The sequence below is a fragment of the Microbacterium sp. CBA3102 genome, assembly GCF_007954505.1.
Lineage (GTDB): Bacteria > Actinomycetota > Actinomycetes > Actinomycetales > Microbacteriaceae > Microbacterium > Microbacterium aurugineum.
On sequence record NZ_CP042412.1, the window covers coordinates 431145 to 445547 of the forward strand.

General features: G+C 70.2%; 14 protein-coding genes. 4 read left to right on the plus strand and 10 right to left on the minus strand.

Translation table 11 applies throughout. From position 1 onward, the window contains the following. Window positions 1–37: 37 nt before the first annotated feature. Window positions 38–607: a TetR/AcrR family transcriptional regulator gene (locus tag FGL91_RS02200; protein WP_131494361.1), complete on the plus strand. Its 570-nt coding sequence runs from the start codon at window positions 38–40 to the stop codon at window positions 605–607. On the opposite strand, the gene FGL91_RS02205 is transcribed toward FGL91_RS02200, so the two are convergent. The 4 genes from FGL91_RS02205 to FGL91_RS02220 all read right to left on the minus strand — a co-directional run bounded on the left by FGL91_RS02205 (window position 593) and on the right by FGL91_RS02220 (window position 4379). Continuing rightward, a complete protein-coding gene (locus FGL91_RS02205) occupies window positions 593–1612 on the minus strand; it encodes a DNA-methyltransferase (RefSeq protein ID WP_131494362.1) in 1020 nt (339 codons plus the stop codon). The two genes, FGL91_RS02200 and FGL91_RS02205, sit on opposite strands and share 15 nt — an antisense overlap. Then, window positions 1591–2640, minus strand: a complete 1050-nt coding sequence (locus tag FGL91_RS02210) for a lipoate--protein ligase family protein (protein WP_153242940.1) — start codon at window positions 2638–2640, stop codon at window positions 1591–1593. The genes FGL91_RS02205 and FGL91_RS02210 overlap by 22 nt, the downstream gene beginning before the upstream one ends. A 114-nt stretch (window positions 2641–2754) precedes the next feature. Beyond that, a complete protein-coding gene (locus FGL91_RS02215; RefSeq protein WP_131494368.1) occupies window positions 2755–3606 on the minus strand; it encodes an alpha/beta fold hydrolase in 852 nt (283 codons plus the stop codon). Between the two features lie 35 nt (window positions 3607–3641). Further along, window positions 3642–4379, minus strand: a complete 738-nt coding sequence (locus FGL91_RS02220; protein ID WP_153242941.1) for a copper homeostasis protein CutC — start codon at window positions 4377–4379, stop codon at window positions 3642–3644. Between the two features lie 64 nt (window positions 4380–4443). Between FGL91_RS02220 and FGL91_RS02225 the strand changes: the two genes are divergently transcribed. The 3 genes from FGL91_RS02225 (at window position 4444) to FGL91_RS02235 (ending at window position 6574) form a co-directional block, all read left to right on the plus strand. After that, window positions 4444–4884 (plus strand): MarR family winged helix-turn-helix transcriptional regulator, encoded by a 441-nt coding sequence (locus FGL91_RS02225; protein ID WP_153242942.1) that lies wholly within the window; start codon window positions 4444–4446, stop codon window positions 4882–4884. A gap of 5 nt (window positions 4885–4889) precedes the next feature. Then, window positions 4890–6224 carry an MFS transporter gene (locus FGL91_RS02230; RefSeq protein ID WP_052193302.1) on the plus strand — a complete coding sequence of 445 codons (1335 nt, stop codon included), beginning with the start codon at window positions 4890–4892 and terminating at the stop codon, window positions 6222–6224. 62 nt (window positions 6225–6286) lie between these two features. Continuing rightward, entirely contained in the window at window positions 6287–6574 is a 288-nt protein-coding gene (locus tag FGL91_RS02235; protein ID WP_047520327.1) for a hypothetical protein, read from the plus strand. 13 nt (window positions 6575–6587) lie between these two features. On the opposite strand, the gene rocD is transcribed toward FGL91_RS02235, so the two are convergent. The 6 genes from rocD to FGL91_RS02265 form a co-directional block, all read right to left on the minus strand. After that, window positions 6588–7790, minus strand: a complete 1203-nt coding sequence (rocD, locus tag FGL91_RS02240) for an ornithine--oxo-acid transaminase (RefSeq protein ID WP_153242943.1) — start codon at window positions 7788–7790, stop codon at window positions 6588–6590. Then, window positions 7787–8599 carry a dimethylargininase gene (ddaH, locus tag FGL91_RS02245; protein ID WP_153242944.1) on the minus strand — a complete coding sequence of 271 codons (813 nt, stop codon included), beginning with the start codon at window positions 8597–8599 and terminating at the stop codon, window positions 7787–7789. Before ddaH ends, rocD begins: the two co-directional genes overlap by 4 nt. Window positions 8600–8832: 233 nt before the next feature. Next, window positions 8833–9828: an NAD(P)-dependent alcohol dehydrogenase gene (locus FGL91_RS02250; RefSeq protein WP_153242945.1), complete on the minus strand. Its 996-nt coding sequence runs from the start codon at window positions 9826–9828 to the stop codon at window positions 8833–8835. Then, complete coding sequence (locus FGL91_RS02255; protein WP_047520335.1) at window positions 9825–10055, minus strand: helix-turn-helix transcriptional regulator; 231 nt, start codon at window positions 10053–10055, stop codon at window positions 9825–9827. The genes FGL91_RS02250 and FGL91_RS02255 overlap by 4 nt, the downstream gene beginning before the upstream one ends. Then, window positions 10055–10489, minus strand: a complete 435-nt coding sequence (locus FGL91_RS02260) for a hypothetical protein (RefSeq protein WP_047520337.1) — start codon at window positions 10487–10489, stop codon at window positions 10055–10057. Before FGL91_RS02260 ends, FGL91_RS02255 begins: the two co-directional genes overlap by 1 nt. Before the next feature lie 237 nt (window positions 10490–10726). Next, a complete protein-coding gene (locus FGL91_RS02265) occupies window positions 10727–14377 on the minus strand; it encodes a proline dehydrogenase family protein (RefSeq protein WP_153242946.1) in 3651 nt (1216 codons plus the stop codon). Window positions 14378–14403 lie beyond the last annotated feature (26 nt).

The following is a 14403-nucleotide window of genomic DNA, read 5'->3' on the forward strand; positions in this document are numbered from 1 at the left end:
GTTTTCGTGATCCGGACACGACGGATACCCTGGGGCCATGTCGACACGAGGGGCCTACGCCAAGGGCGTGGCGAAGCGCGAGGAGATCCTCGACGCGGCGCTCGCCGTCGTCGCCGAACACGGATACCGGAAGGCTTCCGTCCGCGAGATCGCGGATGCAGCGGGACTCAGCCCCGCCGGACTCCTGCACTACTTCGGCTCCAAGGAAGAGCTGTTCGTCGCGATCCTGCGCGCCCGAGACGACCGGGACCAGCAGCAGTACGCGGCCGAAGACGCCTCCGCAGCTTTCCTCGCGATCATGCGTCACAACGCATCCGTGCCGGGCCTCGTCCAGCTGTATGCCCAGCTGGCCGCGGAGGCCGGAGACCCCTCGCACCCCGCGCATGCCTACTTCCGTGAGCGCACCGACCGCATCGAAGCCTTCACGCGCGCGCAGGTCGCCGCCGACCAGGAAGCCGGCCTCCTCCGAGCCGACCTCGATCCGGCCTGGGTCGTCCGCTCGCTGCATGCCCTGGCCGACGGGCTCCAGACCGCGTGGATGCTCGATCCCTCCCTCGACATGGCCGCCGAGATCGAACAGTTCCTCGTGCTGCTACGCCCGGTGTGATCCCGCGTCGAGGGGTGTCACCTCGGCGTGCGGCATCCGCGCCCTCATGATCCCGATCGCCTCGGGGTTGTCATCGACGAGCACGGCATCGCGACCGAGCGCCGATGCCACCGCGCCGGTCGTCCCGCTGCCCGCGAACAGATCGAGCACCCGATCGCCCGGGCGGCTCGAGGCCGTCACGATCCGCCGGAGGATCCCTTCGGGCTTCTGCGTCGGATAGCCGGTCTTCTCGCGCCCGGTCGTCGGCACGATCGTGTGCCACCACACGTCGGTGGGGAGCTTGCCGCGAGCCGCCTTCTCGGGAGTCACGAGCCCGGGGGCCATGTACGGCTCGCGGTCGACCTCGTCCGAGTTGAAGACGTACGCCCGAGGGTTCTTCACGTAGACCAGGATCGTGTCGTGCTTGGTCGGCCAGCGACTGCGCGACTTCGCGCCGTAGTCGTACGCCCAGATCAGCTCGTTCAGGAAGCAGTCGCGCCCGAACACCGCGTCGAGCATCACCTTCGCGTAGTGCGCCTCCCGGTAGTCGAGGTGCAGGTAGAGGGTGCCGTCGTCGGCGAGCAGTCGCCACGCCTCCTCGAGCCGCGGCATCAGGAAGGCACCGTAGTCGTCGAAGCGGTCGTCGTAGGCACGGAGGATTCCGCGCACCCGCTCGTAGGCATGGCCGTGGAATCCGTGGCGCACCTCGGTCTCGGGCACGGCGGGCCCCGGTTCAGAACTCCTCAGTTCTGCACTGCTCACACCCTCGGCACCGCCGGATTCCGGACCGGGCTCCGCGACCGCCACGGATTCCTGCGGAGTTGTGAACGAGCGTCGCGCGGTCACGACCTGGCGCTCCTGCGTGCGACCGGTGTTGAACGGCGGATCGAGGTACACGAGCGTGAAGGACGCCGACGGCAGAGTGGCCGCGACCACGAGGTTGTCGCCCTCGATGATCGTGACCGCACCGGTGATCGGGGTCGGGAGGTCAGGCTCCGGAGCCGTCACGGCACCCGATGCAGCCATGCCTCGGTGGCGAACTTCGAAGCGACGAGGGCCTCGGCATCGGCGTACTCGTCCGCCGTCACCGATCCGGTCTCCGCGTCGGTCAGCGAGCGGAAGGTGTCCTTGAAGCGCTCGATGATCTCCGCACGCTCGAGCCCGGTCTGCGTGCGCAGCGGATCGACCCGCTTGGCCGCCGACGTGGTGCCCTTGTCGCTGAGCTTCTCGCGCCCGATGCGCAGGACCTCGGTCATCATCTGACCGTCGATGTCGTAGGAGAGGGTGGCGTGGTGCAGCACTCCCCCGTTCGCGAGTCGCTTCTGCGCGGCACCCCCGATCTTGCCGGTCGGGCTCGCGATGTCGTTGAGCGGCTGGTAGACCGCGTCGATGCCCAGCGACCGCAGGGCCTGCAGCACCCAGTCGTCGAGGAACGCGTAGGAGTCGGCGAACGTCATGCCCGCGACGAGGGACGCCGGCACGTAGAGCGAGTAGGTGATGATCTGCCCGGCGGCCATGAGCATCGCCCCGCCACCGGAGATGCGGCGGACGACGTCGAACCCGTGCTTCGCAGCGCCTTCCGGATCGACCTCGTTCCGGTAGGACTGGAACGACCCGATCACGACGGCCGATTCGTCCCATTCCCAGATGCGCAGAGTCGGACGACGTCGTCCCTCGCCGACGCGTGAGGTCAGAACCTCGTCGAGCGCCAGGTTCATCCGGGGCGACACGGCCGCGTCGTGCACGATCTCCCAGTCGAAGTCACGCCATCCCGGAGCGGTCACGAGCGCGCGGCGCACCGCGGTGCCGACGGCCTCGGGGGTGAATCCGAGCAGCTGTGCACCGTCGGGCAGGGCTCCGCGGACGGCGGCGGCGATGGCCGAGGCATCCGACTCGGCGGGCATCCCGTTGACGGCGGCGTCGATGTCGTCCAGCGCCGAGTCCGGCTCGAGGAAGAAGTCGCCGGCGAGGCGGAAGCGAGAGATCCGGTCATCCTCGATCTCGAGGTCGACGACGACGAGCTTTCCGCCTGGAACCTTGTATTCACCGTGCACGGTTCCAGCTTAAGGCGCGGAACTCCGCCCGCGGGGCCCGTGCGGGATGGATTTCGCGCCTCGCACCCACCCCTCAGGCGCGTTTTCGATCCCGCACCGCCGGGGAAGAAGCCGTCAGCGCGCGGGGATGTGCTTGTCGAGCCAGGAGAGCACGTCGGCTCGCACCTCGTCCTGCTGCAGTTCCGCGAAGATCTCGTGGCGCGCGTCCGGATAGACCAGCGTCGTGACGTCGGTGAGTCCGGACCGGTTGCGGTACTCGTCGGCGAGCTTGTGCACGCTGCGGGGGCCGCCCACCGGGTCGTCGCGCCCGACCAGCAGCAGCATCGGGATGTCGTGGCCGAGGTCTTTCGCGGGCCGGCCGTAGAGCTTCGCCGCCTCGATCGGACCGAAGAGCTTGAGGAGCGGAACGTCGGTGGTCAGCGGATCCTCGTCGAAAGCGGCCCACACGGCCGGGTCACGGCTGAGCCATTCGAGGCCGGTGGCCCCCTCGCCGGCCCACCGCGCGTTCAGGGGCGCTGCGTTGAGCGACCCCGGCATCCGCAGTGCGGACCCCGAGAGGATGACGGCGTCCCAGGCTTCGGGATGGTCGTTGACGAGCATCTGCGCCAGGAACGAGCCCCAGGAATGCCCGAGCAGCACGAGCGGCAGATCGGGGTTCTCCGCACGGATGATGCCCGTCAGCTGCCAGACGGCCTCCTCGGCCGCGCGCAACCCGCCCTTGCCCAGGCGTCCGAGCTTCTCGGGGCCGCCGTGCTGACGGATGCCGGTGCGGCCGTGGCCCCGGTGGTCATCGGCGTACACGTGGAAGCCGGCGGTGGTGAGAGCCCCGATCAGGGCGCCGTATCTCCCGGCGTGCTCCCCGACGCCGTGCAGAAGCTGCACGACTCCGCGGGGCGTCCCGTCCGCAGGATGGACGTCATAGACGATGTCGACGCCATAGGCATCGGTGAACTCGCGGGTATCCATCACGGTGCGAGCCTATCGAGAGCACGGAGGAGCGGCTACCGCGCGAGCGCATCCCGGATCGCGAACGCGGTGTCGCGGTCGGTCACCTCGTAGCCGCCGACCCCATCGGAGGCCGATCCCATCCGCACGCCGCCGTCTTCGAGCACGGCCCGCTTGGCGGAGAAGTGGAGCGCGTCGACGCCGGCGCCCGCGAGCACGGGGGCGCTGTCGACGTCGACCCCGCTGCCTGCCATGACCTCGATCTCCCCCTCGGCTGCGGCGACGAGAGCACGCAGAGTGCCGATGCCGTCGATCGCGGCGGACGCGCCGCCCGAGGTGAGCACTCGGCGCAGACCGAGCTCGCGGGCGCTGCGCAGCGTCGCGACCGGGTCCGCGGTCATGTCGATGGCACGGTGCAGCGTGACGGGGGCTCCCCCGGCCGCGTCACGAAGCCGTGCCATGGCGAACAGGTCGAGGCGTCCCTCGGCGTCGAGCGCGCCGATGACCACCCCGCTCGCACCGGCGCTGATCGCGTGACGGACGTCGCGCTCGGAGACGGCGAGTTCATCCTCGGAGTAGTGGAAGCCGCCGGCGCGCGGCCGGATCAGCACATGCACCTCGGGGCCGGTCTGTCCGGCCGCCTCGACCGACAGCTCGACGGTCGCGGGCGACGGGGTCAGCCCACCGAGGGCGAGGGCCGTCGCAAGCTCGACGCGGTCGGCGCCGACTTCTGCGGCGATGCGCACTCCTGCGGGGTCCTGCACGGCGATTTCGAGAGCGATCGTTCGGGTCACCCCTCCATTGTGCCCGGCCTCGGCCGCACCAGAGCGCCAGAAAATTAGATAGGCTATCTAAGTAATGTCTGCGTCCGATGAATCCCTCCACCTCACCGCCACAGACCTGCGTATGGCCACCTTCCGCCTGGCTCGGCGCCTCCGGTGCGCACGGGCCGCGGACTCGATGGGCGACGCGCAGCTCGCGGTGCTCGCCGACCTGCGCATGAACGGTCGCCGCACGATCTCGACCCTCGCCGAGCGCGAGCGGGTGACGGCGCCCTCGATGACCAGCACGATCAACGGCCTCGAGGAACAGGGCTTCGTCGTGCGCACCCCCGACGAAGACGACCGTCGACGCGTGCAGGTCGACATCACCGACGCCGGCATCGAGATCGTCGCCGAGACCATCCGGCGGCGCGACGAGCTGCTGGCCGACATGCTGCGCGAGGTGGACTACACCGAGGACGAACTCACCACGCTGCGCGAAGCGAGCGCGTTGATGCGACGGGTGGTGGAGCGATGAGCGCGATGTTCCGTTCCTTCGCGAACATCAACTACCGGATCTGGTTCGCCGGAGCCCTGGTCTCCAACGTCGGCGGCTGGATGCAGGCGACAGCCCAGGACTGGGTCGTGCTGACCGAGCTGACCGACAACGACGCGACCGCGATGGGCGTCACGATGGCCCTGCAGTTCGGGCCGCCGCTCGTGCTGGTGAGCCTCACCGGCTGGGTGGCCGACCGGTTCGACCGACGACACATCCTGTTCGCCACGCAGTCGGCGCTGCTCGCCCTGGCCGTCGCGGTCGGCGTGCTGCTGCTGAACGGCCTGATGACGCTGCCGATGATGTTCGGCTTCGCCCTCGGGTTCGGCATCGTGAACGCTTTCGACGCTCCCGCCCGACAGGCCTTCGTCTCCGACATGGTCTCGACCGGCGACACCTCCAACGCGGTCGCCCTGAACTCGGCGTCGTTCAACCTGGCGCGGATGATCGGCCCGGCGGTCGGCGGTCTGCTGATCGTCGCGATCGGTTCCGGCTGGGTCTTCATCGTGAACGCCGCGACCTTCCTCGCGATGATCCTCGCCCTGTCGATGCTGCGCACGGGCCTCCTCGCGCCCCGCCTCAAGAGCCGCAGTCGCGGCGGCCTCGCCGACGGCTTCCGATACGTATGGGGCCGCAGCGATCTGCGCGTGGTGTTCGTCACGGTGTTCCTGATCGGCGCGTTCGGCATGAACTTCCCGATCTTCGCCTCGACCATGGCGCTCGAGTTCGGCGCCGGGGCCGACGGCTACGGCGTCCTCAGTTCCGTTCTCGCGATCGGCTCCCTCATCGGCGCGCTGCTGGCGGCGCGCCGCGACAGGGCCAGGGTGCGGGTCGTCATCCTCGCGGCCGGAGGGTTCGGCATCGCCGCGTTCGTCTCCTCCGCGATGCCGACCTACGCGTCCTATGCCGTCACCTTGACGTTCACCGGGTTCATGATCGTGACCCTGCTGACGACCGCGAACGGCTACGTGCAGATCACGACCGAACCGACCCTGCGCGGACGGGTGCTCGCCCTCTACATGGCTGTGATCATGGGATCGACGCCCGTGGGCGCGCCGATCGCCGGGTGGGTCGCCGACGTCTTCGGACCGCGCGCGGCCATCATGCTCGGTGGCACAGCCGGATTCGTCGCGTGCGCGATCGGCGTCATCTGGGTCGCGACCTCGGGGCGCCTGCGTCGCGCCGAGAACCGTCGATTCCTGCTCACCCTCGACGAGACCCGTCCGCTGCGGGTCGTCGAGGTGGACCCGATCGAGTTCAGCGACGAAGCCGCCGTGACCACGCCGATCCGCAGCCCGAAGAACCGCGACGACGATCGCTGACCCTCCGCGCCGGGTTTGTCAACGCCCTCCACGGCTGCCCCGGCCGTACGTATCGTCGTCGCATGGATGAGAACACGGAACGCACCCCCCACTCGACGGACCCGGCAGAGGGCGCACCGGAAACCGCCGTCCCGGACGAGGACTCGGGCCAGGGCGACGGCACCGGCGGAGCGATCCAGGGCGACAGCTCCCGGGGCGAGTCGACCGGTGGCGCCATCCAAGGCGACGCAGGTCAGGGCCATCGCTCGGCGCTCGGCGGTGACGAGAACACCGAGGAGCAGCTCGACGCGGACAACGAGGCCGAGGAGGACTCGCTGAAGACGCTCGACCCGGACTCCCCGCCCGCCTGAGCGTGGCAGGGGCTCAGGCCAGCACGAGCTTGAGCTGCTCCACCGCCCAGTCGAGCTCGGTCGCGCGGATCACGAGCGGCGGCGCGATGCGGATGGTCTGCCCGTGCGTGTCCTTGACGAGCACACCCCGCTCGAGCAGCTTCTCGGCGATCTCGCGTCCGGTACCCTTCGCCGGGTCGATGTCGACGCCTGCCCAGAGCCCCGCGATGCGCACGGCCGTCACACCGTGGCCGATCAGCGGCTGAAGCGCCTGATCCAGGTGAGCGCCGAGCGCACGCGCCCGCTCCTGGAACTCGCCGGTCTGCAGCATCTCGACCACGCGCAGGCCCACGGCCGCGGCGAGCGGATTCCCGCCGAAGGTCGAGCCGTGCTCGCCGGGCCGGATCACGCCGAGCACGTCGGCGTCGCCGACCACGGCCGAGACCGGAAGCAGGCCGCCGCCGAGGGCCTTGCCGAGCAGGTACAGGTCGGGGACGACACCTTCCCGGTCGCACGCGAAGGTCTCCCCCACCCGTCCCAGGCCCGCCTGGATCTCGTCGGCGATGAACAGCACGTTCTTCTCGTCGCAGATCTCACGGATGCGGCGCAGGTAGCCCTCCGGCGGGATCACGACACCCGCCTCGCCCTGGATCGGCTCCACGAGCACGGCCGCCGTCTCGTCGGTGATGGCCGCGGCGATCGCGTCCGCGTCCCCGTAGGGCACGACGTCGAAACCGGGCGTGTACGGACCGAAGTCGTCGCGAGCCGTCTCGTCGTCGCTGAAGCTGACGATGGTGGTCGTGCGACCGTGGAAGTTCCCGGCCGCGACGATGATGCGCGCCTTGCCCTCGGCGATGCCCTTGACGCGGTATCCCCAGGCGCGGGCGACCTTGATGCCGGTCTCCACGGCTTCGGCCCCGGTGTTCATCGGCAGCACGAGGTCTTTGCCCGCGAGTTCGGCGAGTGCCGCGGCGAACGGTTCGAGCCGGTCGCTCTGGAACGCGCGGCTGACGAGCGTGACGCGTCCGAGCTGTTCGGTGAGCGCCGCGACGAGGGCCGGATGCCGGTGGCCGAAGTTCACGGCGGAGTACGCAGCGAGCAGGTCGAGGTAGCGCTTGCCCTCCACATCCGTCACCCAGGCACCCTCGGCGCGGGCGATGTTCACGGGCAGCGGGTGATAGTTGTGCGCGACGTGCGGCTCGGTGCCCGCGGTGGTGGTCTCGTCGAGGGCGGTCACTTCGCACCCCGCAGCTCGAGCGTGCAGCACTTGATCCCGCCACCGCCGAGGAGCAGCTCGGAGAGGTCGATCAGGATCGGGTTGTACCCGCGCTCACGCAGCTGCTTCTCGAAGCCCTTCGCACGCGGCGAGATGACCACGTTGTAGCCGTCGCTCGCCGAGTTGAGGCCGAACACCGAACCGTCCTCATCCGAGACGAGGATCGCGTCGGGGAATCGCTCTTCGAGGATCGCGCGGCTGGCGTCGTCGAAGGCACCGGGAAGGTACGCGATGTTCGCGCGCTCGGGGCCGCCGTTCTCCGCGCCCTGCACCGGATCGAGCACGGCGATGGCGGTGTCGAGGTGGTAGAAGCGCGGGTCGACCAGGGTGAGCGAGACGACCTCGCGGCCGAAGACCTCGCCGACCTCACGGTGGCTGTCTCCCGTCGACCGGAAGCCGGTGCCGGCCAGGATCACGTCGCCGACGAGGAGGAAATCGCCCTCACCCTCGTTGACCTCCTTCGGCATCACGGTGTCGAAGCCCGCGGCACGGAACCAGTCGGCGAAGGCCGGGGACTCGCCCTGACGCTCGACGAAGCGGAACTCGGGCACGTAGGCGCGACCGTCGATGAGGAACCCGCCGTTGGCCGTGTAGACCATGTCGGGGTATCCGGGGAGCGGATCGATGAGCTCGACCTCGTGGCCCAGCTCGATGTACAGATCGTGGAGCTTCTGCCACTGCGCGACCGCGTTGGCGGTGTCGGTCGGCCTGGTCGGCTCCATCCACGGGTTGATCGAGTAGTTGACCGTGAAGTGCTCCGGCTTGCACATCAGGTAGCGGCGGTGGTGCGCGGTGCGGGCGGGGGCGGGGAGACGGCGGCTTCAGGCGTCGACATGGGTGCTCTCCTCGGAGGACGGGCGCGGCGGACGCTGTCCAGGGGCCCGGCGGTCCTTCGACCCTTCGCTCGTTCAGAGCGGGCGTCGGGGAAGATGCGACTCGGGCACGCCGGGGTCCATTGTGTCACCCGCCGCCTGTATGCCGCCAGAGCACCGCGCGGGTCGGTTCAGGAGCCGGTGACGACAAGCTTGCCGACCGTATGACCGGCCGCGATGCGGGACAGGGCGGTGGCGGCCTCCGAGAAGGGGTACTCCTGTTCGACCACGGGAACCACACGTCCGTCGGCCACGAGTTCGAGGAGCTTCGCGAGCACTTCCGGACGCGGAGTCGCGGCGAGGGGACGGATGCTCCGCGATCCGATCGACAGGAACACCGCGCGCAGCATCCGGGGGATCGGGCCCAGCACGTGTCCGCCGTCTCCCGTGACCAGCACCACGGTGCCGCCGGGAGCGACGAGGCGCTTCAGCTCCCGCAGCGGCATCCCCCCGGCGATGTCGACGATCGCGTCGAACCGTCCGGCGGGGAGGTCGGCCAGCGGGGACTCCCGGTGATCGAAGGTGCGGACGGCGCCCAGCCGCTCGACCAGCGGTGCGTTGCGGGCACGGCAGGTCGCCCAGACCTCGGCGCCACGGAGCGCCGCGAGCTGCACGGCGAAGGTACCGACACCACCCGAGGCGCCGATGATGAGGACGCGCGGCGTCCCGGCATGCGCGAGCCCCACCCCGGCGAGGTCGAGCGCCTGCCACGCAGTCCCCCCGGCCACCGGAAGGCACGCGGCGGACTCGGGCGCGATGTCGGGCGGGATCGGCACGAGCCGTGAGGCCGGCACGCTCACGTATTCGCCGAGGCCTCCGCCGCCGACGAGCTCTCCGACGACGTCCTCCCCCAGCTCCGCGCCCACGACATCGGGCCCGAGTGCGACCACGGTGCCGGCGACCTCCATACCGCGCACCGGATGCTTCGGACGGGTCAGGCCGTACACCGGCCGGACGAGCAGCGGATCACCGAGGAGGAGACGCACATCGCCCGCGTTCAGGGCTGTGGCGCGCACCCGCAGCAGCACCTCCCCCCGACCGGGCGTCGGGACGGGGATGCTCTGCAGCGTCACGCCGTCGGCCGCCCCGTAGGTCTCCCGGGACCATGCCTGCATCGACCGGTTCATGCGGATGCTCCTGACGTGTCGGGATACTCGAAGATGTCGTCGAGGCCCACACCGAACGCGCGGGCGATCTGGAAGGCGAGCTCGAGCGTCGGCGAGTACTTCTGCTGCTCGATCGCGATGAGCGTCTGGCGCGTCACACCGACCGTGCGTGCGAGTTCGGCCTGGGTGAGTCCTGCCTGTTCGCGGTGCACACGGATGGTGTTCGAGACGCGGGTGGGCTTGACCATCAGACGAGTCCTCGCCGGTAGGCGATCACCCGCGCGATGCCGCCGACGAGCGCCGACACCGCGAAGCCCGCGAACATGGTGTTCGCGATCCAGAAGACGTCGGCTCCGACGGCGCACAGCGCGATGACTCCGAGTCCCGCGACCACGACGAAGGCCTGCTCGACCCGTCCGCCCATGCGGCTGATGTCGCGGTCGCGGATGTCCGAGCGACCCACCCCGTCCGGATCCGTCATCCCGGCGATGATCCCCCAGACGATGCTGAGGACGATGGTCGCGACGATGCCGCCACCGATCACCCACAGCATGAGCGGGAACCAGTCGACGTCGGTGAGCGGTCCTCCCCCGGCCTGCTGAAGCACCAGCACGACGTACACGACCATCACGATCGGGCTGACGATGAGCCCCGACCAGGCATTGCGTTCTTCGTAGACCATGACGCCTCCGATGTAAAAGATTCTTGACACACTCAGCGTACGTCCGCGGTATGCGTGTGTCAAGAATTCTTTACATCCGGAGTGTTCTCCCCCGTTCCGGTCGCGATATGGCGCCCTATTCGAGGGAAACGGGTGCCATATCGCGACCGGAACGGAGGAACGCCACCGGAACGGAGGGACGCCACGGGAACGGAGGGACGCCACGGGACCGGAGGGACGGATGGGGCGTGAGACGCGTCAGATCACGTCGCTGCTCCACGGGTCGAGGTTGCCGTAGCGGTGTGCGGTGATCGAGATCGACTGCTCGTGCACGAACGGCAGCAGCTCGATGCGGGCCGCGCCCGTCACCTCGCCGTCGTACACCGCGAGGTCGGGATCGCCGGCGGAGGCAGTGGCGAGCTTCGCGCGCAGCGCGGCCACCCCTTCACGACCGCCGACCAGCCGCACGCGGTCGGCCACCGGAAGCGCGACGCCCTCGGGACCAGCGTCCTGCCGCTGCAGGCGCTGCAGCCACTCGTCGTCGCTCTCCAGGAACACGGGGGCGTCGAGATCGCCGAGCGCGCGACGCACATCGGCGGGCAGCCCGACCGGAGTCGAGAGGACGAACGCCGCTCCGGCGCGCACACCGGCGATGACGACGCGCAGCAGCTCCTGCAGTCCCGCATCCGCCGTCGCGCGGACCTCGACCGGCACCGGACGGTAGCGGAACAGGTTCCGCTCGACATCGAGGTGCGACACGTCGCGCACCTGCCCGAACTCGCGGTCCCAGGCCAGCGCATCGGACAGCGCCGATCGACGCAGCCACTCGAACGACTCGTAGGCGAGCGAGGACTGCGCCGACTCGATCAGAGCCGTGATGCGGGAGTCCAGTCCGCGCAGGTGCAGCGTGCTGGACGCCGGGCCGCCCGCCTGCGAGCGCCACGACCCCAGTCCGATCAGGTAGTTCGGCCCGCCCGCTTTCGCGCCGGGACCGACCGAAGACCGTTTCCACCCACCGAACGGCTGCCGTTGCACGATCGCGCCCGTGATGCCGCGGTTCACGTACAGGTTCCCCGCCTCGACCCGATCGAGCCACAGGGCGAGATCGTCCGGGTCCTGCGTGTACAGCCCGGCGGTGAGGCCGTAGGCGACCGCGTTCTGCATCTCGATGGCCTTCGCGAGGGTGGGGGCATGCATGACCCCCAGCACCGGGCCGAAGAACTCCTCCGTGTGGAAGCGTGACCCCGGCTGCACTCCGACGCGGATACCGGGTCGCCACAGTCGTCCGCTGCCGTCATCGCCCTCGGCGAGCGCAGGCTCGATCAGCCACTGCTCCTCCCCCTCGAGCTCGCTCAGCGCCCAGGCGAGCTTGCCGTGGGGTCGCTCGATCACCGGCCCGACCTCGGCCAGCGGATCGGTCGGCGGACCGATGTGCAGCGAGCGCACGGCATCCGCGAGCTGGCGCGCGAACCGCGGGGACCGGCCGACCGGGCCCACCAGGATCGCCAGCGAGGCGGCGGAGCACTTCTGACCGGCGTGGCCGAAGGCACTCTTGACGAGATCGGCGACCGCGAGATCGAGGTCGGCGGACGGGGTGATGATCATCGCGTTCTTGCCACTGGTCTCCGCGAGCAGCGGGAGGTCCGGACGCCAGGAGCGGAACAGCGCCGCCGTGTCCCACGCCCCCGTGAGGATCACGCGATCGACCGCCTCGTGCGTGATGAGGTCGCGACCCAGATCGCCCTCTTCGACGTCGACCAGCGCGAGCAGATCACGAGGGATGCCGGCCTGCCACAGCGTCTCCGCGATGACGGCGGCGCAACGACGTGCCTGCGGGGCGGGCTTGAAGACCACGCCGGAACCGGCCGCGAGCGCGGCGAGCACCCCGCCCGCCGGGATCGCGAGGGGGAAGTTCCACGGCGGGGTGACCACGGTCACGGATGACGGCACGAAGACGGCCCCGGCGATCGCGTCGAGCTCGCGTGCCTTCGCGGCGTAGTAGCGGGCGAAGTCGACCGCCTCGCTCACCTCCACGTCGGCCTCCGCGAAGACCTTTCCGGTCTCCGAGGCAGCGACCTCGATGAGATCCGCCCGCCGCCCTTCGAGCGCTGCCGCCGCGCGGAGCAGCACCTCGGCCCGCTCCGCAGCGGGTCGTCCGCCCCAGGCGGGAGCGGCGCGGCGGACGCCCTGCACGATCCGGTCCAACGCCGCGGCATCGTCGACCCGCCCGGCAGCGACCGTCGCGGCGCCGAGATCGGACCCGGGGATGCGCTCGCGCACCTCGCGCGCCCAGTCGCGGTTCGCGGGGAGGGCGGGGTCGGTGTCGGCCGTGTTGACGAACCCCGGAGCGCCGCCCGCGTCGTGCTCCAGTTCGCGGGCGGAGTACACGGCCGTCTCGAGGAAGGCCTCCCGTCCGCCGTCGTCGGATCCGCGGGAGATGCCGAGCACCGCCTTGGTGAGGTCGGTCTCCGGGGCGGGAGCCGACGGGACGGGCCGCACGGACTCGTGCACGGGGGCGTGCCGGTCCTGGGTGCGACGCGGTCCGGTGCGGAGAGTCGGATCGGCGGCGCGATCGAGTGCATCGAGGAACCGGTCCTGCTCGCGCACGAACAGCGACTCGTCCTCGCCGAGCCGGAGCGCCGCGGAGAGGAAGTTCTCCGCAGAGGCGTTCTCCTCCAGCCTCCGCACCAGGTAGCTGATCGCGACGTCGAACTCGGCGGGCTCCACCACGGGCACGTAGAGCAGCACCGGACCGACTTCGCGGGAAACGGCCTGCACCTGCCCCTGCGCCATCCCGAGGAGCATCTCGAACTCGACGGCCTCCCGGACACCGCGCTCACCGGCGAGGAGCCAGGCGTAAGCGATGCCGAAGAGGTTGTGTCCGGCGACGCCGATCTTCACCGCCGCCGTGTGCTCGGGTCGCAGTGCCCAGTCCAGACAGCGCAGGTGGTTCGCATCGGTGTCGAGCTTCGTGTCGTAGGTCGCGGGTTCCCATCCATGCATCCGCGCCTCGACCCGCTCCATCGCGAGGTTCGCACCCTTGACGAGCCGCACCTTGATGCGGGCCCCGCCGTGCGCGACGCGATCCTGCGCCCAGGCGGTGAGCTCCTGCAGGGCGGGCAGTGCATCGGGGAGGTAGGCCTGCAACACGATCCCGGCTTCGAGTCCGGCCAGACGCGGATCTTCCAGGAGGCGCGTGAACACCGCGATGGTCAGATCGAGGTCGCGGTACTCCTCCATGTCGAGGTTGATGAACGTGCCGTCCCCCGCGGCCGTGAGGTACAGCGGCAGAAGCCGTTCGACGACCTCGTCGACGACCTCGTCGAACGCCCACATCGACAGGTGGCTGACGATGGCGGACACCTTGACCGAGACATAGTCGACGTCCGGTCGCTGGATGAGCTCGTGGATGCCGTCGAGGCGACGCCGCGCCTCCGCTTCGCCCAGAACCGCCTCGCCGAGCAGGTTGAGGTTGAGCCGGGAACCGTCCGCGGCGATCCGCTCGATGGCGGCGCCGAGCTTCGCGGGGCGGGCGTCGACGACGAGGTGCCCGACCATGTCGCGCAGCACCCTGCGGGCGATCGGCACGACGGGTGCGGGGAGGAGGGGGGCCACTCCTCCGCCGAGGCGCACCACGGAACGCAGGTACCACGGGAGGAACTCGGGCACGATCGGAGCGATCCGGCGCAACTGCGAGGCGGCAGCGGTCAGGCTTTCGGGGCGCATCACGCCGTCGACGAAGCCGAGCGTGAACGGGAGGCCGTTCGCGTCCTGCAACACCCCCGCGAGCCGGGCGGCCGCGGGGTCGGGTTCGACGGCCGCGGCCTCGATCGCCCACCGCCGAGCGAGCTCGACGGCGCGGTCTGCGAGGGGTGCGGATGCCACGGCATCCGGCGGGGTGTCGGCCATGGATTTCAGCCTAGGTCGGGAGCAGG

Excerpts from the sequence above, each read along its gene's own strand:
- FGL91_RS02260 (WP_047520337.1), bottom strand. The coding sequence starts at position 10,489 with ATGGTCTACGAAGAACGCAATGCCTGGTCGGGGCTCATCGTCAGCCCG.
- FGL91_RS02250 (WP_153242945.1), bottom strand. The coding sequence starts at position 9,828 with ATGAACCGGTCGATGCAGGCATGGTCCCGGGAGACCTACGGGGCGGCC.
- FGL91_RS02235 (WP_047520327.1), top strand. The coding sequence starts at position 6,287 with ATGGATGAGAACACGGAACGCACCCCCCACTCGACGGACCCGGCAGAG.
- FGL91_RS02205 (WP_131494362.1), bottom strand. The coding sequence starts at position 1,612 with ATGGCTGCATCGGGTGCCGTGACGGCTCCGGAGCCTGACCTCCCGACC.
- FGL91_RS02200 (WP_131494361.1), top strand. The coding sequence starts at position 38 with ATGTCGACACGAGGGGCCTACGCCAAGGGCGTGGCGAAGCGCGAGGAG.
- FGL91_RS02215 (WP_131494368.1), bottom strand. The coding sequence starts at position 3,606 with ATGGATACCCGCGAGTTCACCGATGCCTATGGCGTCGACATCGTCTAT.
- FGL91_RS02225 (WP_153242942.1), top strand. The coding sequence starts at position 4,444 with ATGTCTGCGTCCGATGAATCCCTCCACCTCACCGCCACAGACCTGCGT.
- FGL91_RS02265 (WP_153242946.1), bottom strand. The coding sequence starts at position 14,377 with ATGGCCGACACCCCGCCGGATGCCGTGGCATCCGCACCCCTCGCAGAC.
- ddaH (WP_153242944.1), bottom strand. The coding sequence starts at position 8,599 with ATGTGCAAGCCGGAGCACTTCACGGTCAACTACTCGATCAACCCGTGG.
- FGL91_RS02230 (WP_052193302.1), top strand. The coding sequence starts at position 4,890 with ATGTTCCGTTCCTTCGCGAACATCAACTACCGGATCTGGTTCGCCGGA.
- FGL91_RS02255 (WP_047520335.1), bottom strand. The coding sequence starts at position 10,055 with ATGGTCAAGCCCACCCGCGTCTCGAACACCATCCGTGTGCACCGCGAA.